Annotated in this window: 21 protein-coding genes; 13 read left to right on the plus strand and 8 right to left on the minus strand. The window is 37.4% G+C overall.

The genetic code is table 11. From position 1 onward, the window contains the following. Positions 1-19 precede the first annotated feature (19 nt). The 4 genes from HCH28_RS06385 to HCH28_RS06400 all read left to right on the plus strand — a co-directional run bounded on the left by HCH28_RS06385 (position 20) and on the right by HCH28_RS06400 (position 4,599). Positions 20-1,021 carry a LacI family DNA-binding transcriptional regulator gene (locus HCH28_RS06385; protein ID WP_263081901.1) on the plus strand — a complete coding sequence of 334 codons (1,002 nt, stop codon included), beginning with the start codon at positions 20-22 and terminating at the stop codon, positions 1,019-1,021. Between the two features lie 100 nt (positions 1,022-1,121). Beyond that, positions 1,122-2,543 (plus strand): aldehyde dehydrogenase family protein, encoded by a 1,422-nt coding sequence (locus HCH28_RS06390; RefSeq protein ID WP_221680268.1) that lies wholly within the window; start codon positions 1,122-1,124, stop codon positions 2,541-2,543. Positions 2,544-2,563: 20 nt separating this feature from the next. Continuing rightward, entirely contained in the window at positions 2,564-3,409 is an 846-nt protein-coding gene (gene ahlS / locus HCH28_RS06395; RefSeq protein ID WP_004231440.1) for an AhlS family quorum-quenching N-acyl homoserine lactonase, read from the plus strand. 17 nt (positions 3,410-3,426) lie between these two features. Next, positions 3,427-4,599 carry an iron-containing alcohol dehydrogenase gene (locus HCH28_RS06400; protein ID WP_221680269.1) on the plus strand — a complete coding sequence of 391 codons (1,173 nt, stop codon included), beginning with the start codon at positions 3,427-3,429 and terminating at the stop codon, positions 4,597-4,599. Positions 4,600-4,736: 137 nt separating this feature from the next. Here the strand turns inward: HCH28_RS06400 and HCH28_RS06405 are convergent, their stop codons facing one another. Together HCH28_RS06405 and HCH28_RS06410 are read right to left on the minus strand one after the other, a co-directional pair. Further along, positions 4,737-5,246 (minus strand): ferritin, encoded by a 510-nt coding sequence (locus HCH28_RS06405; RefSeq protein ID WP_048392396.1) that lies wholly within the window; start codon positions 5,244-5,246, stop codon positions 4,737-4,739. 201 nt (positions 5,247-5,447) lie between these two features. After that, positions 5,448-6,209, minus strand: coding sequence for a TerC family protein (locus HCH28_RS06410; RefSeq protein ID WP_004230735.1), 762 nt, complete (start codon positions 6,207-6,209; stop codon positions 5,448-5,450). Positions 6,210-6,624: 415 nt separating this feature from the next. Between HCH28_RS06410 and HCH28_RS06415 the strand changes: the two genes are divergently transcribed. Both HCH28_RS06415 and HCH28_RS06420 read left to right on the plus strand, forming a co-directional pair. Further along, positions 6,625-8,385, plus strand: a complete 1,761-nt coding sequence (locus tag HCH28_RS06415) for an ABC transporter ATP-binding protein (RefSeq protein WP_221680270.1) — start codon at positions 6,625-6,627, stop codon at positions 8,383-8,385. A gap of 291 nt (positions 8,386-8,676) precedes the next feature. After that, on the plus strand, positions 8,677-9,096 hold the full coding sequence (locus tag HCH28_RS06420; protein ID WP_221680271.1) for an SRPBCC family protein: 420 nt from the start codon (positions 8,677-8,679) through the stop codon (positions 9,094-9,096). Between the two features lie 39 nt (positions 9,097-9,135). Here HCH28_RS06420 and HCH28_RS06425 read toward each other — a convergent pair whose 3' ends face one another. From HCH28_RS06425 to HCH28_RS06445, 5 genes are all read right to left on the minus strand, one after another. Then, positions 9,136-10,617, minus strand: a complete 1,482-nt coding sequence (locus tag HCH28_RS06425) for a spore germination protein (protein ID WP_221680272.1) — start codon at positions 10,615-10,617, stop codon at positions 9,136-9,138. Continuing rightward, a complete protein-coding gene (locus tag HCH28_RS06430; protein ID WP_221680273.1) occupies positions 10,617-11,741 on the minus strand; it encodes a GerAB/ArcD/ProY family transporter in 1,125 nt (374 codons plus the stop codon). The genes HCH28_RS06425 and HCH28_RS06430 overlap by 1 nt, the downstream gene beginning before the upstream one ends. Positions 11,742-11,890: 149 nt before the next feature. Next, positions 11,891-12,781, minus strand: a complete 891-nt coding sequence (gene rsiV, locus HCH28_RS06435; RefSeq protein ID WP_221680274.1) for an anti-sigma-V factor RsiV — start codon at positions 12,779-12,781, stop codon at positions 11,891-11,893. Continuing rightward, entirely contained in the window at positions 12,774-13,292 is a 519-nt protein-coding gene (locus HCH28_RS06440; RefSeq protein ID WP_004230723.1) for an RNA polymerase sigma factor SigV, read from the minus strand. The genes rsiV and HCH28_RS06440 overlap by 8 nt, the downstream gene beginning before the upstream one ends. 154 nt (positions 13,293-13,446) lie before the next feature. Further along, positions 13,447-14,214 carry a sulfite exporter TauE/SafE family protein gene (locus HCH28_RS06445; protein WP_221680275.1) on the minus strand — a complete coding sequence of 256 codons (768 nt, stop codon included), beginning with the start codon at positions 14,212-14,214 and terminating at the stop codon, positions 13,447-13,449. Between the two features lie 215 nt (positions 14,215-14,429). On the opposite strand from HCH28_RS06445, the gene HCH28_RS06450 reads away from it, so the two are divergent. The 6 genes from HCH28_RS06450 to HCH28_RS06475 all read left to right on the plus strand — a co-directional run bounded on the left by HCH28_RS06450 (position 14,430) and on the right by HCH28_RS06475 (position 19,766). Beyond that, positions 14,430-14,855 (plus strand): hypothetical protein, encoded by a 426-nt coding sequence (locus tag HCH28_RS06450; RefSeq protein ID WP_036077327.1) that lies wholly within the window; start codon positions 14,430-14,432, stop codon positions 14,853-14,855. A gap of 74 nt (positions 14,856-14,929) precedes the next feature. After that, the gene (locus HCH28_RS06455; protein ID WP_221680276.1) at positions 14,930-15,925 is read left to right on the plus strand and encodes an LLM class flavin-dependent oxidoreductase; all 996 of its coding nucleotides are present in this window, start codon (positions 14,930-14,932) and stop codon (positions 15,923-15,925) included. Between the two features lie 713 nt (positions 15,926-16,638). After that, positions 16,639-17,028 (plus strand): GntR family transcriptional regulator, encoded by a 390-nt coding sequence (locus tag HCH28_RS06460; protein WP_004230719.1) that lies wholly within the window; start codon positions 16,639-16,641, stop codon positions 17,026-17,028. Then, the gene (locus HCH28_RS06465; protein ID WP_221680277.1) at positions 17,025-17,714 is read left to right on the plus strand and encodes an ABC transporter ATP-binding protein; all 690 of its coding nucleotides are present in this window, start codon (positions 17,025-17,027) and stop codon (positions 17,712-17,714) included. The genes HCH28_RS06460 and HCH28_RS06465 overlap by 4 nt, the downstream gene beginning before the upstream one ends. Continuing rightward, positions 17,711-18,538 carry a hypothetical protein gene (locus HCH28_RS06470; RefSeq protein WP_221680278.1) on the plus strand — a complete coding sequence of 276 codons (828 nt, stop codon included), beginning with the start codon at positions 17,711-17,713 and terminating at the stop codon, positions 18,536-18,538. The genes HCH28_RS06465 and HCH28_RS06470 overlap by 4 nt, the downstream gene beginning before the upstream one ends. A gap of 13 nt (positions 18,539-18,551) precedes the next feature. After that, positions 18,552-19,766 (plus strand): hypothetical protein, encoded by a 1,215-nt coding sequence (locus HCH28_RS06475; protein WP_221680279.1) that lies wholly within the window; start codon positions 18,552-18,554, stop codon positions 19,764-19,766. A gap of 103 nt (positions 19,767-19,869) precedes the next feature. Here the strand turns inward: HCH28_RS06475 and yfkAB are convergent, their stop codons facing one another. Beyond that, the gene (gene yfkAB / locus HCH28_RS06480; protein ID WP_221680280.1) at positions 19,870-20,982 is read right to left on the minus strand and encodes a radical SAM/CxCxxxxC motif protein YfkAB; all 1,113 of its coding nucleotides are present in this window, start codon (positions 20,980-20,982) and stop codon (positions 19,870-19,872) included. Between the two features lie 273 nt (positions 20,983-21,255). On the opposite strand from yfkAB, the gene HCH28_RS06485 reads away from it, so the two are divergent. Then, positions 21,256-21,960 (plus strand): YjjG family noncanonical pyrimidine nucleotidase, encoded by a 705-nt coding sequence (locus HCH28_RS06485; protein ID WP_221680281.1) that lies wholly within the window; start codon positions 21,256-21,258, stop codon positions 21,958-21,960. Positions 21,961-22,062: the final 102 nt, after the last annotated feature.

Here is a 22,062-nt window from a genome sequence, read left to right on the forward strand (position 1 = left end):
CTTCACAATGATGAAATGGGTGGTTTTTTTGGTTTCTTCAAAAGATGTGGCGAAGCATGCTGGTGTCTCACAAACAACTGTATCTAGAGTATTGAATACACCAGAGCTTGTAAAGCCAAAAACAATTAAAAAAGTAATGCAGGCGATAGAGGAGCTTAACTATGTGCCAAATGATATAGCAAGATCGCTTGTTCAGAAAAAAACAGGCATTATTACATTGATTTCGGGGCCCCTACACAACCCTTTTTTTGTTGATACAACTACAGCTATCGTGAATTATGTTAATGCACGTGGCTATAAAGTGAATGTCTATTTTGGCACAGAGGATAATCTAAATTCAATCTACAATGCAGTTTTAGAAACGAAAGCAGACGCAATTATTTTGTCTTCTATGCTGTATCAGGATGATTTATTTTATAAACTAGAGAAACTAGCTATTCCATTTATTATGTTTAACCGTAAGCATAAAGAGAATAGACATTTTGTGGAAATTGATAATGTTCAAGCAGGTTACCTTGCGACCAATCATGTCCTATCATTAGGGCATGACTCTTTATGTTGGATAGGGGGGCCACATCAAATGAGCACCTTCCATGGACGCTATCTGGGATTTGAACAAGCTTTACAGGATTATGGGCTAGATGCAAAATTAGTGCCTACTTTTTTAACGAACACCAATAAAATAGATATTGAACGAGCGTTTACAGAACTTTTACAACTCGAAAAAAGACCAACAGCTATTTGTGCTGCTACCGATGCCATTGCCATTGAAATATTGAATCTTTGTTTAGAGAGAGGTTTTCAGGTCCCGAGAGATTTTAATATCATTGGTATTGATAATGTAGAACTTAGTAAACATCACTCTATTGCCTTAACAACAGTAGGTTTAACATCAGAAGAGAACTTAGGTTTTATTGCTATCGAAAAATTATTTGAGGTAATGGAGAAAAAAAATACTTGCATTAGACAAACAGAGTCTGTTAAGATTTTCCCAAGAAATACAACGTGTAAAATAAACTGATAGACCATCAGTTTATTTTTTACACCAAAATGGTTACGTATTCATTTCTTTATTTTCTGAAATGAATACGTAACCATAAAAAGAAAGGAGTGAATTACGATTGAAAAAGGGCTTATGGATCAATGGAGAATGGAAGATGACTGCTGAATGGATGGAGATCCAAGCTCCCTATTCGCAAGAGGTATTGGCACACTTTGCGATGGCCACTGAAAAAGATGTACAGGAGGCCATTGAAAGTGCGCATGCTGCAGCTCCTCAAATGGCGGCATTAACTGCTTTTCAACGAGCAGAGATATTAGAGCAGTTATCCACCCTTTTTGCAGAAAATAGAGATGAAGCAGCAAGTATCATTGCAATGGAATCAGCCAAACCGTTAAAGTATGCTTACGCTGAAATTGATCGCACAGTTGAAACCTATAAATTTGCGGCAGAAGAAGCAAAGCGACTTACTGGTGAAATGGTTCCAATGGATGCATCAAAAAATGGAGAGGGGCGCCTTGCTTATACATTAAGAGAGCCAATCGGTGTTGTGGCAGCGATTACACCATTTAACTTTCCGCAAAATCTAGTAGCACACAAAGTTGGGCCAGCATTAGCTGCAGGCAATACCATTGTATTGAAACCTGCCACACAAACAGCACTATCAGCCCATTTTTTGGCAAAATTATTGACGCAAACAAATTTACCAGCAGGTGCCTTTAATCTTGTAACTGGACAAGGTAAATTAGTAGGCGATGCATTTTTAGCACATCCCAATGTTAAGATGATAACGTTTACAGGAAGTCCAGCTGTAGGGATTTCTCTACGCAATCGTGCAGGCTTGAAGAAAGTAACCTTAGAATTAGGTTCCAATGCAGGAGTAATTATAGACGAAGGGGTACAGCTTGAGCGTATTATGGATCGCATTGTGATGGGGGCCTTTTCCAACCAAGGTCAAGTCTGCATTTCTTTACAACGTATCTATGTCATGGAAAGTATGGTGGAGGAATTTTTAATACGGCTGAAGGAAAAAATAGAGCAGCTTACAATTGGTGATCCAATGGATAATCAAACAGATCTTGCTATGATGATTTCACAAGCTGAACAACAGCGTGCTTATCAATGGATTGAAGAGGCAGTAGCTGAAGGGGCACAAGTAATTACAGGTGGTCACATTGACAATCATATTTTATTGCCCACTGTTTTATATAATGTTCAACCACAGAGTCGTGTATCCTGTGAAGAAATTTTTGCACCTGTTGTTATCGTCAATACGGTATCCACCATTGATGAAGGGATAGCGGCTATCAATGATTCTCACTATGGCCTACAGGCAGGCATCTTTACTCCTTCTATTCAGACAGCTTTTCAGGCTACAAAAGCATTGCACGTTGGTGGGGTCATCATTAATGATGTACCTACTTATCGAGTAGATCACATGCCATATGGTGGTGTAAAGGAAAGCGGCACAGGCCGTGAAGGCATTAAATATGCGTTAGAAGAAATGACGGAAATGAAGCTAGTAATTTGGAATAACCAATAATCACGAATGGAGATGGGAAAATGAAAATGATTAAACAACATCCAAAATTGTATGTGATGGACAATGGTACGATGCGAATGGATAAAAATTATATGATTGCGATGCACAATCCCGCAACCATCGATCATCCAAACCAGCCAAATGAATTTGTTGAATTCCCTGTTTATACAGTACTGATTGATCATCCAGAAGGCAAAATTCTATTTGATACAGCATGCAATCCAAACTCGATGGGTCCAGAGGGGCGATGGGGTGAATTTACGCAAAAAGCATTTCCTATTAATATGCCAGAAGAATGCTATTTACATCATCGTCTAGAAGAATTAAATGTTCGTCCAGAGGATATCAAATATGTTGTTGCTTCCCATTTGCATCTCGACCATGCAGGGTGCTTAGAACTCTTTACAAATGCGACAATTATTGTACAGGAAGATGAGTTTAATGGCACATTACAAACATATGCTAGAAACGTGAAAGACGGTGCCTATGTTTGGGGTGACATTGATATGTGGATAAAAAACAATCTACAATGGCGCTTAATCAAGCGTGGCGAGGATCATGTAAAACTAGCTGAAGGGATACAAGTATTAAATTTTGGTAGTGGTCATGCTTGGGGAATGCTAGGTTTGCATATTCAAATGCCTGACACAGGTGGTATTATCTTGGCTTCAGATGCTATTTATACGGCAGAAAGCTTTGGCCCTCCTGTCAAGCCACCAGGCATTATCTATGATTCTGTAGGTTATAATACGACTGTGGAACGGATTCGAAGACTAGCACATGAAACAAATTCACAAGTATGGTTTGGCCATGATCCTATTCAATTTAAATCATTTAGAAAATCGACGGAAGGCTATTATGAATAGATAGGAGTAGAGAAGCCATGCATAAATTAACCTTTACGCCTGCTAGCTATACTGGCTGGGGCTGTTTGAGTCAGCTTCTGCTAGAGGTAAAGAAGTTTAACGCTCACAATATTTTGATCGTGACAGATCCATTATTAAACGAAATAGGTCTAACGGACAATGTCGAAAAGCCTTTGATTGAGAAAGGCTATACAACAACCATTTATACTGATATTGCACCAGAGCCTCCGCTTGCAATTGGCGAAAAACTAGTTGATTTTACGAGAAAGCATCCATTTGATTTGGTGATTGGTGTAGGTGGGGGCAGTGCACTAGATTTAGCGAAGCTTGCCGCCGTATTAGCAAAACATGATGGAAAAGTTGCAGATTATTTAAACCTGACAGGAACGAAGACATTAGATAATAAAGGGTTACCTAAAATCTTAATTCCTACCACTTCTGGGACAGGCTCGGAGGTAACAAATATTTCTGTGCTATCACTGGATACAACCAAGGATGTCGTGACACATGATTATTTATTAGCGGATGTAGCGATTGTAGATCCTGCCTTAACGATTTCCTTACCATCGAAGGTGACAGCGGCGACTGGGGTAGACGCGTTAACTCATGCGATAGAAGCCTACGTATCAGTAAATGCGAATGCAGTAACGGATGCACTTGCACTACAAGCTATCCGATTAATTAGCCAGTCAATCCGAACAGCTGTCCATAATGGGCAAGATAAGCAAGCGCGCACAGATATGAGTTATGGCAGCTATTTAGCAGGGTTAGCCTTTTTCAATGCTGGTGTAGCAGGCGTCCATGCTTTAGCCTATCCCCTGGGAGGTCAGTTCCATATAGCTCATGGTGATTCCAATGCAGTACTATTACCATATGTCATGGGTTATATTCGTCAAAGCTGTGAAAAACGAATGAAAGATATTTTAGATGCCATGGGGATATCATCTTCCTATTTATCGCAAGAAGAGGCTTCTTATAAATGTGTTGACGCCTTACAACAACTCGTTCAAGATGTGAAAATTCCCTCAACATTACAAGGATTCAATATCCCTGCCTCAGCACTTGAACAGCTAACAGAGGATGCTACAAAACAAACGCGTATTTTAGCGCGAAGTCCAATGCCATTAGAGCGTGAAGATATCTATCAAATCTATCAAGCTGCCTTTGATGGTGTGGTAAGAGAACCATAAAGAATCTGAGAAACGTTGATTATTCAACGTTTCTCTTTTATTACATCTTTTGAAAATCCCACACATCGTAATGTGGTTTCCAAAAGATAGATACCTAAAAAAATCTGCTCTAATGGCAGATTTTTTTATAAGAAATATTATGCTTCTGTATCTGGTGTAAATGTACGTGTAGCCAATTCTGCATCTAGCATAAAGATTGCGTTTGAGTCAGTTTCGATACGCTCGATTTTACGAATTAATGTATCAAATGTAGATTCTTCTTCTACTTGCTCGTCGATGAACCATTTTAAGAAGGCCATTGTCGCATGCTCACGTTCATCTAAAGCAATGTCTGATAAATTGTAAATACGGCGTGTTACTTCTTTTTCGTGTGAGAGAGCTGTTTTAAAGGCATCTAAAATGGATTCGAAATGATTGCCTGGGCTTTCAAAACCTTGAATTGTTGCGCGGTAGCCCATATCACTTAAGAAATTATAAAATTTCATGGCATGGAAGCGTTCTTCTTCTGCTTGTACTAAAAAGAAGTTAGCGAAGCCATCATAATCTTGATCAGTGCAATAGGCTGCCATTGCCATATAGGCATGCGCAGAGTAGAATTCAAAATTCATTTGTTCATTAAGAGCTGTGTGTAGTTTTTCAGATAACATAAAAGTTTTCCTCCTTTTGCAGTAAATGACTTCTTTATTAGTATACAGTGTTGAGGCAGTAACATACAAAAAATTTAATTTTTAAAGCAATTCATGCAAAAGTTAATTGATATTCGTTCTCAATTAGAAAATCTCTTCTTTTATACTTTTAAGAAAATAAAAAAAATCGCCTCGATCGTAATCGAAGCGATTTTTTCATTATTATTGTTCTTGTTTCTTTTGATTTTTCACACCGATTAGGTAGCCACCTAATGCGATAGCAATTAAGACAATCCAGAAAATAGCTTTCCAAATAGTGGAGTGGGGGAATTCGTGTGGAATCACACCCAATTTTTCATGTGCTAATGTTAATACAGCTAATTTTACACCAACCCAGCCGACAATTAGGAAAGCAGCTGTTTCAAGTGATGGGAATTTGTCGAGAACCTTTACAAACCAACGAGCTGCGAAACGCATCATGATGACACCAATAATACCACCTAAGAACATCACTGCGAACTGACCTGCGTTAATCCCGCCAATATCAAAATCACCGATATGTGGAAGTGTGACAGCAATGGCAACCGCTGCAAGAATAGAATCCACAGCAAATGCGATATCAGCAAGTTCTACTTTTACAACCGTCATCCAGAAGCCAGATTGTTTTTTCGGCTCTTGAATTTCTTCGGAGTTTTGGGATGCTTTCCGCGAATCATAAATATGCTTAATAGACATAAACAGTAGATAAGCTGCACCTATTGCTTGAATTTGCCAGAAATTAACGAGCGTTGTAATAAGGAATAATGCGGCAAAACGGAAAACAAATGCTCCCACTAATCCATACAATAAAGCTTTTTGTTGTTGTGCCTTTGGTAAATGCTTAACCATAACAGCCATTACGACGGCGTTGTCTGCTGCTAACAAACCTTCTAGTACAATTAATACGACAAGTACCCATGCGTATTCTAAAAATATTGCCTCCAAATTTATTGCCTCCTTTAATTGTTGAACAGAAATGAATGGCTTGCTAACTTATTCTTTCCCTATTTTAAGCAAAAGAAAAAGACCCCTGCCTAAAAAATAGGCAAAGGTCTTGCTAAGCAATTAACTGTTCGTTGCACAGAAAGTTTTCTGTGTGACAAGAAATGCCATCACACCCGATGGTAATATACCATGTAATGACGAATGTGAATCAGATGCTTCGATCGCATCTGCTAGCTACTCCCCTTTGACAATAAAGTCAAAAGCTATTCAATTCTTACTAACATAGTAACATGCAACAATATAAAAGTAAATAAAAATATACTGCTATGGAGAAAAAATACTTTTCCGTTACGTTTGCACAAATGGTACTATAAAAAGATAGGCAAAATTTTTACAACTTAGAGAGGAGACAAACATGTATAGAAAATTTTTTTCCTACTACAAGCCACATAAACGATTGTTTGTCATCGATTTTTCGAGTGCCATTATTGTAGCAATCTTAGAGCTTGCGTTTCCATTGGCTGTTCAATGGTTTATCGATGAGTTATTGCCAACAGGAGATTGGGGCATGATCGTGAAAATAAGTGTCCTATTACTGCTTGTTTATGCCATTAGTACATTATTGAACTTTATCGTTAACTATTTAGGACATAAACTAGGCATAAATATCGAAACGGATATGCGTCAGGAATTATTTACGCATGTACAAAGGCAATCATTCCGATTCTTTGATAATACGAAAACAGGTCATATTATGAGTCGCATTACCAATGATTTGTTTGATATAGGTGAGTTTGCCCATCATGGACCAGAGGATCTCTTTATTGCGATCATGACCTTTGTTGGGGCCTTTGCCATTATGTTTAATGTGAATCCAACACTCGCTTTGATTGCAGCCATTATGGTGCCATTTTTAACATGGCTTGTGACATTTAGTAATATAAAAATGAACAATGCTTGGAAAACGATGTATGGCAAAATTGCTGATGTGAACGGACGTGTAGAGGATAGTGTGTCCGGTGTCCGTGTTGTGAAATCCTTTACAAATGAAGAATTTGAAATTAAACGCTTTAAGGAGCAAAATGGATTTTTCCGTACGGCTAAATTATATGCCTATAAAATTATGGCAGGGACACACTCCAGTATTTACATGATGACGCGCCTCCTTACATTAATGGTGTTAGTGGTCGGCGCTTGGCTAAGCTTTAATGGGAAATTATCTTATGGGGAGCTAGTGAGCTTTGTTTTATATACGAATGTTCTGATTAAACCAATTGATAAAATTAGTGCTTTATTAGAGCTTTATCCGAAAGGAATGGCTGGCTTTAAGCGTTTCCGTGAATTAATTGAACAGGAGCCAGAAATTCAAGATCGTGAGGATGCAAAGGTTATTAAACATTTAGATGGAAATATTGCCTTCAATCATGTTCATTTTAATTATGATGCATCCAAACAGGTTTTACATGATATATCATTTGATGTAAAAGCTGGCCAAACTATTGCCTTTGTAGGTCCTTCGGGTGCTGGCAAAACTACAATCTGCTCATTGATTCCTCGATTTTATGAGGTGACAAAGGGCGCTATTACGATTGATGGTATCGATATACGTAATATGACACAAGCTTCATTACGTGCTCAAATCGGTATCGTACAGCAGGACGTCTTTTTATTTACAGGTACGATTCGTGAAAACATTGCCTATGGAAAATTAGATGCAAGTGAAGCGGAAATTCGAGAGGCAGCGAAAAAAGCCCATCTAGAGGCATTTATTGCAGAGCTGCCCGATGGCTATGATACACAAATAGGTGAACGTGGCTTAAAATTATCAGGTGGACAAAAGCAACGACTCGCGATTGCTCGTATGTTCCTAAAGAACCCGCCTATCTTGATTTTAGACGAGGCAACCTCTGCCTTAGATACAGAAACAGAAATGATTATTCAGCAATCGTTAACAGAGCTTGCTGAAAATCGTACAACACTAGTTATTGCCCATCGACTGGCAACTATTCGCAATGCTGATCGTGTATTAGTTGTGACACCGAAGGGCATTGAAGAGGATGGCACCTATGATGAGCTAGTGGCACAAAATGGGATTTTTGCAAAGCTTCATCATATTCAATTTCGCAAGGGACAAACAGAACAAAGCGTTCAGAAAGATTTTGTGGAATTGACGTAAATGAAGGAAAGGGAGATTGTTTTTTTAAACAATTTCCCTTTTTTAGTTGCTTCTCTTATTACTTGTACTGCTCATGTTGTATCTAAAGCACACTAATATGCATAATAAAGGTTTATGTAGAAAGAGGGAATCCATTGAAAGGTAATACCATCGAATAATCAAAGGGTATCAGGTCAAATTATTGATATGGATAATGGAACATTTATTTCTGAATACATAGAAGGAATGTTTAGCAAGTTTATCGAATAGAACTACAGTTCACTATAAAGGTCATAAAATAGAGGTGAAGCAATGGGTAACGATAGAATCATCGGTCAAACGAAAAGTGTAGGTTTTCAAATCGGGGTTAGAAGGACGTTTCCAATTTCCCAGGAGCAAGCATGGGCATTGCTCACGACAACAGAAGGGGTACGTACATGGCTAGGTGAAGGCACTTCAGTTATATTTGAGCCTGGGCATAAATACCATTCAAAGACAGGGTCAGGCGAAATCAGGATTGTTAAACCGTTAGAGCAGCTTCGATTAACTTGGCAAAAGGAAGAGTGGTCAAAACCATCTACTGTACAAATCCGTATTTTACCAAAAGATCGTAATAAAACAACCATTAGCTTTCATCAGGAACATCTTTCTGATCAGACAGTACGAGAAGAAATGAAAGGTCATTGGGAAAGTGTACTGGACGTTATAACAAAAAGAGTCCAAAATCGTTGAGCAAATAAAGATAGCATCCCTTCACAATCGATAGGGATGCTATTTGTTTTTATTTGGAGAATCCTTGTTTTCATGTCCTTTTGAAGTTCGTGTATAATCCTGTGGAGCAAGTGCTTTGTTACGTTCTGTATAGCCCTTAGGTGATAATCGAAAGATGGATTTTTTAATGGTTGCCCAATTTAGATCTGTTGCCAGGTTCATGTAAGAGTAGCCGTAAATTCGAATATTACTTACGTAAAGCAGTGTTAGGTATAAAGAAACAAAGAAGCCAAATAATCCGAAAAAGGCACTAGCAAAGATAAAGGCAACGCGTAATATGCTAACAGAAGTTACAAGCGACTGATTCACTAATGTAAAGGAGGCAATGGTAGAAATAGCGATGACAACGATCATTTCAGGACTGGTTACACCTGCTCGAATGGCTGCATCCCCGATAATTAATCCACCTACAACACTGATGGTCCCACCGATAACGGAAGGGAGACGCAAGCCTGCTTCACGAAACAATTCAAACATCAGCAACATCAGCAACATTTCAAGCGAAGAGGGGAGCGGTAAGCCCGCCTTCGCTTGCACAACGGTTGCGAGTAGTTGGAGCGGCAATTGGTTTTGGTGATAGGTTGTCAAGGCTAGCCAGAATGCAGGAAGTAGTAATCCGATTAAAATACCAAATATTCTCAATAATCGTTCGAGTGAACTGAAAATAATAGGATATTCATTGTCCTCAGCTGATTTTAGTAAGAGAAACAAATTGACAGGGGTAATGATGGCATAGGCGACACCATCTACAAAAATAATAAAACGTCCTCTTGCTAAGGCCTGTACCGCATAATCAGGTCGTCCTGTATAATCAAACTTCGGAAAAAGCTTGGAATTTTTATTGACCCGTTCCATCAATAAATCGCCACTAAATACAATATCTGTATCAACGGCAGCAAGCTGCTTTTTGATTCCATGTAAAATATCCATATCCACAATATCATCAAAATAAAGAATGGCTACCGTAGTTTTTGATCGCTTCCCAAGCTCCACTTTTTCCACACAAAATGAGTTGGTCGGCAAGCGTTTTCTTACTAGTGCGATATTGACGCGTATATCTTCAATGAAATTATCTCTGGGCCCTTTAACAAGAACCTCCATGCGTGTTTCTTCAGGCTGGCGATTCGGCTTGTGGGCAATATTGCTTGCATATAAAAGATTGCCTTCATCAAAATACAACAACAAGAAGCCACTATAGACAAAAGTTATCAGCTGTTCCTTGTCTTGTACTTTTTGAATACTTGGAACATGAAGATGCCTTGCGATATTCTCTTCAAAGGGGACCTCATCCAAATGATCATATAAATACTGAATACGTTGAATAATCACTTCATTAAGCATTTGTTGATCAATCATAGCATCACACGTAATAAAGTGTACTTTCTGCTGATTAAACATATATTCCTGAAATTGAATATCTGCCGATTTTTGAAATAATTTTCTGAGCGTACTAAGATCTAGCGCCTGTTCTTGCTGAGGCATTATGATTCACCACTTTTCATATCTTGTTTTTCAGTTTTCCCCTTTTTAGAAGATTTATCCGACAAGAAAGCTACGACTACGAAAAATATTGAGAGTAAAAAGAAAAAAATAAAAGTGGCTGTAAGAATATAATGTCCTTTTACTTTTAAAAATAGGCTTTCATTTAGCATAATTAATGGTAAACAAAGAATAAAGAAGGGAGGAGCAAGCATTTGCCATATACGCTTCGGATCTCCTGTCATCTTCAATAAATCTGCCACAATGTACAAAAGGAAACTAACTCGAATAAAGGTTCCTGTCAGCCATTGATAAATGGAGAAAAAGTCAAGATGCTCGATATAGCGACCGATTGTCACTAATCCCCATTCCTCGTAGGCAGGGTAGCGTTGCTTAGCTGCTTCATTCGGTCCAAATTCTGTAATGGCCCCAATTAATGGTCCTAATGTCAGTCCTACTAAAATGGCCAGCATAATAGCAAAATGGTACCAGCGAATACGTTCCTTAAATTGATGCTGTAAAAATAGCAACATTAAAAGCTCAATAAACCCGGATGCAGGGAAAATCATGCCTCGCAATACAGGCTGGAATCCATGTTCAAAAAATGGACGCAATAATTCATAATCTTTCACCTGCATGTTCGTAAAGGCAACGAAAAAGCCGAAGATAACTACACCGAATAATACAAAAACGTTTAAAATGACAATTGTCTGTAAGCTAGTCGCCACAAGAAGAATACACAGAATGGTATAGATAAATAATAAGATGATCACAGGTGTTTGAGGTAAAAATGTAGTATTAACCCATTGCAGTGTTTCAATCATTGTAAAAGCTGCGATAATCATTAAAAAAATAGCAACTGTATAAATTACAATAGTAGAGCCAATTTTCCCGATTTTTGAATCAAGCCAATCTCGGATGGGCTCCTGATTAGATTTTGATTGAATATATACTAATAAAAATAGCCAAAAGAAAACAATTCCCCCAGCAAACAATACTGACAGCCAGCCATCTCTTTTGGCCACATCTAGTAGCGGAGGAATAATGGTTACATGATTTTTTAAGCCAATAACAGTCATTGATAGGAAGATGACATGTAAAATACTGATTGATCCTACACTTTTCATGTTGAAAACCCTCTAACATAGATTGATACATATTAGCTTTGACAAAAAAAGTCGGCTTTATAAGCAGAAAATGGTATGGTTTCATGAAAAAAATGAGGTATTGGATGACACCATCATCCAATACCTCGTCATAGGAAAAGTAAGCTAAATTAATGAATATATTTTGTGCTTACAAGATCTTCTTTTAAGACATCTGTTGGGATTTCAAACTCTACAACGCCCATATAGCCAGGTGCCACTTCATATTTATCAAAGGAAATCACAAGCTTGCCTTTATCAGAAATGTAGAATTGCTGATCAGGTTTAATGGCTGTAAATTCCTCCATTAACTCTTCATCGGCAAGGCCAGCACCCTTTACCCAGTAAACTTTATCTTGATTCGATTCAGCTATTTGTGTACGCATTTGTTCTTTAATATTTTCACTAATTGTTTCAATATAGTGCTGATCTTTAAAGAGCATTGGTAAAGTAATTAAAATTTCGTTTTCTTTATCGATCGTATCGTATTCCATCACCGTTGAAGAAGAAGCAACGGTATTCACTACATAACGGCCAATCGACAAAATTTGTTCGTTATCAGTTTTGATTTCGTAGCCACTATCAATACCTAAATGACCACCGCCATTTAATTTTAAATCGCCCACTTCTGCCATAAATTTATCGTAAAGTGTCTTACCTTCTGCACGATATTTTTCATTTAATGTATTCGCCAGATCTTGATTTTCTAAGTTTTCAATAGAAGGTACTTTAATATTGGCATCATAAGTATCTTCAGCCACTTCATATTCTGTCCAAGTCAATACTTTTATCACACTCCCAACCACGGGAATTTCTGAGAGTGTGCGTGCCATTGCAGGACTTACATTTAAACCAGCAGTAAACAGCATGGCTGCAGCGGCTGATCCAAGGACCCATTGAGGTGTACGATTTTTTTTCTTTTTTTGACCTTGCTTAAGTGCTTTTTCAACCACGAAGTCTAGCTCTTTTGGAATCGGGACTTTCATATATTGTTTTTCTAACTCCTGTAATTTTTTATCCATGTGCAGTTTCTCCCTTCACATCTTCCAATTGGATTTTCAATAGTTTTAATGCTTTATAAAGACGCGATTTGGCTGTACTCAACTTAATGTCGAGGATGTTCGCCACGTCAGCGAGTTTTAAATCCTCGAAATAATGGAGAATGACAACCTCTCGATACATTTGCGGGAGTTCATCCAACGCATGCTCCAAGTCAACATTCTCATAAACATCCTCTTGAGCAGGTGTTAAATATTGTAATGTATCATCATCTGTCACTTGTAAGCGTTTATGCTTACGTAAAAAATCTATGGCTGTACGGACAACTATTTTATAAAACCAGCTTTTCATATAGGTCACATTTTCAAGTCGATCTAATGAAAGCATGGCTTTTTGGATACTGTCTTGTACAACATCTAGTGCGTCCTGTTCATTTTTTGTATAGCTATACGCGAGCAAATAAAAACGCTCTTTTTGTTCTCGAATGAATTGGACAAACACCTCTTCATGTTGAAATGCATTTCTTGTTCTCATGTCCAAAGAAGCTCCTTTTTTAACATTGTCAAATTGTATACATTTACTAGACGTACGAGGAGAGGGAAAAAGTTGATGCCATGAAAAAAACTTACCCCAATTGAGATAAGTTTGATCCTTCTATAGTATTGGCATACGTTAGTATAACGGCTGATCATGAAAAATAGTCATATGTATTTTTCAAGAGTAATAGAATGGTCACAACGATAAATAATTTACGTACATAGCCACTGCCGCGTTTAATGGCAAATTTTGAACCAACAATAGCTCCTGCAATTTGCGCAAGACCCATAGGTAGTCCGTAGGCATAATTTATTTGTCCTAAGTATATAAACATAAGGAGGGCAGCTACATTACTGCCGAAATTTAAAAATTTGGCGTTTCCTGCTGATTGTAAAAAATCAAAGCCAACTAGGAGAAAAGCAAAGAGTAGAAACGAGCCTGTCCCAGGACCTAAAAAGCCATCATAAAAGCCAATAAGTGTAATCACAAAAACAAAAATAATAGAACGCTTTGGGGTTAATTGTTTATAGGTGGTCATACTGCCCCAGTCTTTTTTAAAGATGGTATAGATAGCAACGGCTGCAAGCATAATCAGCATTAATGGCTTCAGTACACTTGGGTCCATTAAGTGGACAATCCAAGCACCCAGCATAGAGCCAAAAAAGACGAAGGGGAAAAGCTTATAGACGGCTTTTATATCTAGTTTACCAGAGCGATAAAATGTCACTGTGCTAGTAAGGGAACCCATTGTACCTGCCAATTTATTGGTTGCTACTGCAGCAGAGGGAGGAAGACCAACGAACATAAGAGCTGGTAATGAGATAAGCCCACCTCCTCCAACCACTGAATCAATAAAGGCTGCTAAAAAACCGAAGAGGATTAAAATTAATAAAATATTTACATCTAAATCAAAAGGCACAAAAGGTCATCTCTTTTCTATCATAATAATCTGATAGTAGCGAACTGAGGATAGGCTGTAAATACTCTAGCTGCTATTTTTTAATAGAAATAAATGAAGTGATCCGATAGGAAATGACGATAATTTCTACATAACACAAAAAAATTCTACTTGGAGTCATTATTTTGATGTATTATGTAGTTGATGGTGTTTTTACGTAAAGGGGACGTGATGACATGAGTTTAGGAAATCATATACGTGTATTTCTCTGTGTTGTGTTTATGGGAGTACTTGTAGGGTATGTCTTTAATGCAAAAAAAGATATAACAGATCATGAGTATATTGATACTGTAAAGGAAGGCTATTTGGAGAATTTTTCAGATGTCACAGTTCGAAATGCGTTTAATTACGCTTTTTTTGAACCTTACTGGCGCTATTATGAAGCGAAAACTGGGGAGCAAGTTGTAGAATTGTCAGGTGATATTACGTTTCAAGACGAAAAAGGACATGCTATTCTCCAATTTGTCGTGAACGAACAAACGCAGCAATTTTCCCTAGAGGCAATGAAATTTAAAGATGTCGTATTAAACCAGCAACAACAGCAAAAGCTTGTTGGCATGGTCTATCACACTTGGGAAAAGAAACAACTAGCTTATGAGTAAGGTTTTTTATTTTGTAAATCATCCAAACTGTATTACAGTAAAAGGGGGAGCTAGAGACAGAGAGGATGTTTTACATGAGATTAAGTATTTTAGATCAAATGCCGATTCCAAAAGGTCATTCTGCAGAAGAGGCCTTCCAACGTACAGAACAGCTGGCATTGCTAGGTGAAGAGCTTGGCTATCACCGTATGTGGCTTGCTGAACATCATAATAGTCAGTCATTGGCGAGTTCAGCTCCTGAAGTAACTGCTGCTTTTTTAGCTGCTAAAACACAGCGGCTTCGCATTGGTACGGGTGGCGTCATGATGATGCATTATTCACCCTATAAGCTAGCAGAGGTCTTTAAAACATTATCGGGGCTGGCACCCAATCGTATTGATTTTGGTGTGGGGAGAGCTCCTGGTGGTGATCATGCCGCTATCTATGCATTGGCAGAGGGAAGACGACAACGCTTCACGGAACAGTACGATAAGCTAGAAATCATATTAAAACTAATGAATAATCAAAAAACAGGTGAACATGTCTATGATCAAGTCGTTGCAGCTCCTGCTCATATTTCATTACCAGAGGCTTGGTTACTAGGTTCTAGTGGTCAGAGTGCCATGCAGGCTGGCCAGCTGGGAGTAGGCTATTCGTATGCACAATTTTTCACGGGCAATATATCAAAGGATATCTTTGATGCCTATAAAGCCTATTTTACGCCTTCTTATTATATGGATAAACCACAAATCATTGTGACATATGCAGCAACAGTTGCCCCCACCTTAGAAGAAGCGGAATATTTAGCTAAACCGATTGATATTTCTCGTCTTCAATTAATGAAAGGGCAAATCATTCAAACAATGTCACCCGAAGAAGCGAAGGATTATCCATTAACTGAAATGGATAAATTGACGATTGACAATAATCGCAAGGCGAATCTTGTCGGGACACCCCAAGACATTGCTTCTTTTTTAAGTGCTGAGCAAGAACGCTATGGCTTTGATGAAGTAATGCTAAATTGCAATCAATATGAATTAGAAAGTCGTTTAAATACCTATAGATTCCTAGCAAAGGAATTAATTAGATAAGGGGAAAGCCATATTCATCTGAATATGGCTTTTATGTATTTAGAATAACGGCTTTACAATTAGAAAAACCCGGAAATTTATTTCCGGGTCTGATTACCACTTACATTTTCTGCTCCATGACACACTGCCTCGCTTCCGCATAGGATCTTAAGATATTCCTAAGAAATCTGTACTTTAGCTTATTCAGTTTTGATGGTCCTTCTGAGTTATCGATCAATCGCACTCATCGGGTTAACCCTCCTAGTCATTGGATTTGAAGTGAAATCTTTAATAGTATAGCTCAACTATAATTTCTTATACCTCTTGTGAGCATAAAATTTATTTTTTTGTGCTAAAGAAAACATACATTCCTAACCAGTTAACAATTAGCATGATTATTGAGAAGAAAAAAACACTCGTCTGTTTGAAGAAAAGCATATTTGCATCCCAGATTGTACATGCTACTTGTCCAACTGGTTGTGATTTTAATTATTGATAGTTATTTCCATAAATATGGTTGACTTAAAATGTGTATTAAGCATATAATACATTGCAAGAAGTGTATTAACTGTTTAATACATTTTTTTAACGACAGTGTATTAAGTACTTAATACGCAGAGGTGTTAGCGAGAAAAAAATATGTCCATGTTTATTGATAGGGGCAACCCATCATTATGCATACTGTGTATTAAGTGGTTAATACGCGAAATTAATTTTTTGAGGAGTTGAGTTATTTGACTATAAATTTTAATAATCGGGACCCGGTGTATGTCCAAGTTATTCGGCATTTGAAAGAACAAATTGCCAAGGGGTTTTATGAGCCCGGTCAGGAGATCCCATCCAGAAGGGAATTAGCCAATCAGTTAAAGATTAACCCAAATACTGCGCAACGAGCTTATAAGGAAATGGAGGAACAAGGATTGATTTTTACAGAGGGGAATATGCCTAGCTGCATTACAAAAGATGAAGCGGTCCTTAAAAATGTCCGTGAGGAATTGATTATCGAAGCGGTTGACTTATTTTTAGGCTCTATTAAATCTATCGATGTGCCGTTAGCAGAAGTGTTGGAACTCGTAAAGAAAAAACATGATGCCGAAAGCGGAGAAGCGGAGGAATCGAAATGATTGAAGTAAATAATGTTAACAAGAAATACGGCAGGAAACAGGTTTTAAAAGACTTTTCTTTTACTGCAGAAAAAGGGGAGATTACTTGTTTAATAGGAATAAATGGTGTAGGTAAGACGACAATCATGAAAGCTATTATGGCGCTCACACCAATTAATAGTGGTGAAATTTTAATTGATGGAGAAAAAATCACAAAAGAAAGCTTTGAAAAAATAACCTTCATCCCAGACACAATAACGATGTTGCCACAAATGAAAATCAGTGAAGCTTGTGCGTTCATGGCTGATTTTTATAAAAGCTGGAATCCTCAGAGAGCAGAAGAATTACGACAATTTTTTAAACTTGATCCGAATGAACGAATTGCTAACTTATCGAAAGGAAATACAGCAAAAGTGAATATGCTACTGGGTTTGTCACTGGATGTCGATTATTTACTGATGGATGAACCATTCTCTGGCATTGATATTTTCTCTCGTGAGCAGATTGCAGAGGTGTTTACAAGCCATTTAATTGAAGAACGTGGTGTCATTATAACAACGCATGAAATTAGTGATATTGAGCATTTGATTGATAAAGCAGTCCTTATTGATGACGGTGCAGTATTGAGAGAATTTAGCGTGGAGGAAGTACGTGAAAATGAAGGGAAATCAGTGGTTGATGTGATGAGGGAGGTATATCGAGCATGAAAAACTATTTAAAACTTGTTAATTTTGAAGTAAATCGATTTTTTAAATTGTATTTGATTTTAATAGGCTTGACCATGCTCAGCCAGCTTATAGGAGCGGGAATTATCTCACAAACCTATATGAAAAATGCTAAACAGTTGATGGCAGAAAACCAGTTATCCAGGAACCAGTATGTGGAGCAATACGGGACTTTTTCTTTCGATCGATTCACTGATTCAGAATGGTTTCTGCTGCCAATCTTTTTTTGTATCGCCATGTTGATGATTTATGTTTTCTTTATTTGGTATCGAGATTGGTTTGGTAAAAATACATTTATTTACAGATTATTCATGTTACCAACTGAAAGAATCGCCATTTATTTTGCGAAATTAACGACGATTATGCTTTTAGTTCTTGGCTTGATTGCTTTGCAAATCTTGCTAATTTTGATGGAAAAACAAATAGTGAATAAGATTATACCAATCGATCTCCAATCAAATTTCTCAATTTATACTAGTTCTACTTTAAATATGTGGAGGTGGCTGTATCCGACTAGCTTTACAGAGTTTATCCTGGTTTATGCACTTGGGTTACTTTTCGTGGCAGTAATATTTACCGCGATTTTAATTGAGCGAAGTTATGGTTTAAAAGGGATTTTTTACGCTATTTTTTATGGCTTACTGTCACTTGGGGTATTTTTTGCTCCAATCCTATTAGTTAATGTTTATACAAATTACTTTTACCCACTTGAAATTTTCTTAATGGTACTGGTAACTAGCATGATCGTTTTAGGCAGTGCCATTTGGATTGCGAATCATTTATTAAAATATAAAATCAGGGTCTAGAGGAGGTATAACAATGAAAAAATATTGGAAAACAATCAGTATTAGTTTCTTCATCGTGGTGTTTATCAGTTCTTACTATATCCAAAAAACAGCAATGGCTTCGAAAAATGACAGATCCTATAAAATTGAAACGATCAGCGGAAATAAGGAAGAAATCGAAAATCTTATTCTTCAAACAAGTTATCAGAGTAATGATCTTTATCATATGTTGTACATATCAAAGGATGGTTCCACGAATCCCAATAATCAGTCTTTTTTTGGCGATTTAATTGCCCCAAATGAACCTATGAATCTTCGAAAATATATTGAGGAACACCGTAATTTTATGCGTGGGAAAGAATTTGATCCAAGAAAATATTTTGAAGACAAATCACGTTTGATTTACACAACGTTTTTAGATGATGGCGGAAAAGAAGCTAGCAATGTCGTAACGCTTCAAATTGATACACTTGATAAAAATACAAATGACAGTTCTTCCTTTAAAATCGATATACCAGTCAAAGCTAGCTATGATTGGATTAATGTGAATGACGTCTACGTAGGAGATGGAAAGATAAATATTTTAACAACAAACTATTTATCAGCCAACTATCTTATAAAAGCTAGGGAAGAGTTGCATGTCTATTCGATTGATGAGAACAAGAAGGAATTAGTAAAGGACGCCATCCTTGCAGAGTTAGTGTCAGAAGAAAGAGGCACTTCCAGTATCCGTATTTTTAATGAATACAATACTACTACTCAAAACGAAAATTATTATTTATATATGGTAGAAAAATACAGTGATCGAAAAGAAGATACTGAGCTAGAAGTTATCTCTAGTCAAATATATCTCTATAATAATGCCAAGAATGAAGCAGAGGAATGGACTATGCCAGAAGAATTAAAACCCTATCGGAAGTCAATGCTGATTCATAAAGAAACGATATACATTCCTGTTTATTCAGCCAATGGTTTAACGCTGAATCGTTATCATATTGAAAAGAAAAAGTGGGAAGAGCCCTTAACCCTTCAATATTCAAGCATTGCGAATGAGAAAGATGCTCCATATTTACGTATAGCAGAGGGGAAATTTTATTTAGTATATCGTGTTTCTGATGGACAGTGGTTGTCTATCGTTGATTTACGTACAGGTGGATTGATTTATGAAGGGAAAATCATTTCCGAAGACAAGAAAAATCAAGAGGTGGATTCTTCACTTACGATCGAACAATTATATACGATGCATTAAAGAACAGATAAGGCCAACTTACAATTTATAACGCCATATGTAAAAGCAACTCCATGTTGATCAGTCTTTGTTCAACATGGAGTTGCTCTCTTTATCGATGAACTTATACACGAGCAGAGCCACTCACAAACGCGGCATCTTGATAATACATATTTTTTACAAGTACATTTGGCCCTAAGCATTTGACTGCTGGACAATGGCAGTTAAGCGATTTTGCCAAGTCGGTTGCCATCCATTTATCAAAGATCAATGGTAGTTCGTCATGTACAATATTGCCGAGGGCTGGTGTGTCACCAAAGTCGGTAACGATCACATCGCCTGTAAAGATATTGATATTCAATCGTGAACGACCGTCTGGGTCATTACGCATTGTGACATTCTTCTCAGTACGGAGACGTTGTAACAGCTTTTGATCCTCTTCGTTCATGCTACATGGGTAGAATGGTAGTGTACCAAATAACATCCATGTATTGTCATCACGGATATCTAGCAGGTGATGAATGGCTTCACGTGTTTCCTCTAGTGATAAAGAAGTAAGTGCACTTGCAAAGTCGGATGGATACATTGGATGCACCTCATGACGTGCACATTTCATCTCATGGATGATTTGGTGATGAATATGTTCTAAGTATGGTAAAGTTTTTTTGTTTAACATTGTTTCTGCTGATACCATTACACCATGTTCAGCTAGCATTTTTGAGTTATCAATCATGCGTTGGAATAAGGCTGCACGTTGGTCGTATGTTGGTTTGCGTTCCATCATTGCAAAGCCCGTTTCGACGAATTCATCGATTGTTCCCCAGTTATGTGAAATATGAAGGACATCAAGATAAGGTGCAATCAGTAAATAACGTGCTGGTTCCAATGTTAGGTTGGAGTTAATTTGTGTCCGTACACCACGTTCATGCGCATATTTTAAAAGTGGCAACACATAATTCTGGACGGACTTTTTACTCATCATAGGTTCTCCACCAGTAATGCTGAGCGTTTTTAAATGGGGTATTTCATCTAATCGTTTTAGAATTAATTCAATTGGTAATGCCTCAGGGTCTTTATTTTGTAATGTATAGCCTACTGCACAGTGTGCGCAGCGCATATTACAAAGTGTTGTTGTTGTAAATTCAATATTTGAGAGTGTCATTTGTCCATGTTGTTCTACATCTAAATAGGCTTCCCAAGGATCATAGACAGGTGTTATTTTTTGTAAGGTCGTCATCTTTCGTACATCTTCCTTTCTAGCAATCTATTGTCTCATATTCAACGATAATTTCAAATATGAAATTGCAGAACGGACTATTTTATGGCTAGACGAACTTTTTTTCCAATATAGAAAAAGTTCCCTCGTTTCAATTTACGGATAAGCATGTGTATAAAGCGCATACATGTTCTAATATTCTGTCATAGGACATTTTACTGTTATTTTTCATAAAAAACGTTATCATGATATAGAGTAAATAGTCACAATGCATCAAAGAAAGTGGGAATGAACATGACGAAATATGAGATCTTATTGTTTGACGTAGATGATACATTACTAGATTTTGATTTAGCTGAAAATGCAGCACTAGACCGCATGTTTAGAGAGGAAAAGATAGCCACTACGCCCGAGATGATTGCGCGCTACAAAGAAATTAATGAATCGATGTGGCGAGCTTTTGAGCGTGGGGAAGTGACAAAAAATACACTACATAATACAAGATTTGCGGTTGCTTTAAAGGAATTTGGGATGGAGGTCGATGGCGTCTACTTTGAATCACTATTCCAGAAATACTTACAGGAAGCACACCATTATGTAGAAGGGGCTTATGAAGTTATCGCTCAACTAGCCGATCACTATCATTTGTATGTCGTATCAAATGGCGTAACATTGACACAGAATAAACGACTAGTGGATGCCGATTTAGCACAATATTTTAAAGGCATCTTTATCTCCGAGCAAACGGGCTATCAAAAACCAATGCCTGCCTTTTTTGATTACGTATTTGAGCGGATTGAGCATTTTGATAAAGCTAAAACGCTTATAATCGGCGATTCTTTGACATCAGACATTAAAGGCGGCTTGCTGTCAGGCATTGATACATGCTGGTTTAACATCCGCAATATTGAAAATACGAGTGGTATTGAACCGCATTATGAAATTAAAAAATTGCATGAGTTACATGAGCTATTGCATACAAAAATAGCACTATATTAAGACAGAAGGCACTTCCTTTGTTCCATGGACAGAGGAGGTGTTTTTTTATGTTTTTTGTGGCTAATAAAATTTATTTTTGAATATCTACTTTACAAAAAGTCA

The organism is Lysinibacillus sp. K60, from assembly GCF_019731275.1.
In the GTDB taxonomy this organism is placed as follows: domain Bacteria; phylum Bacillota; class Bacilli; order Bacillales_A; family Planococcaceae; genus Lysinibacillus; species Lysinibacillus capsici.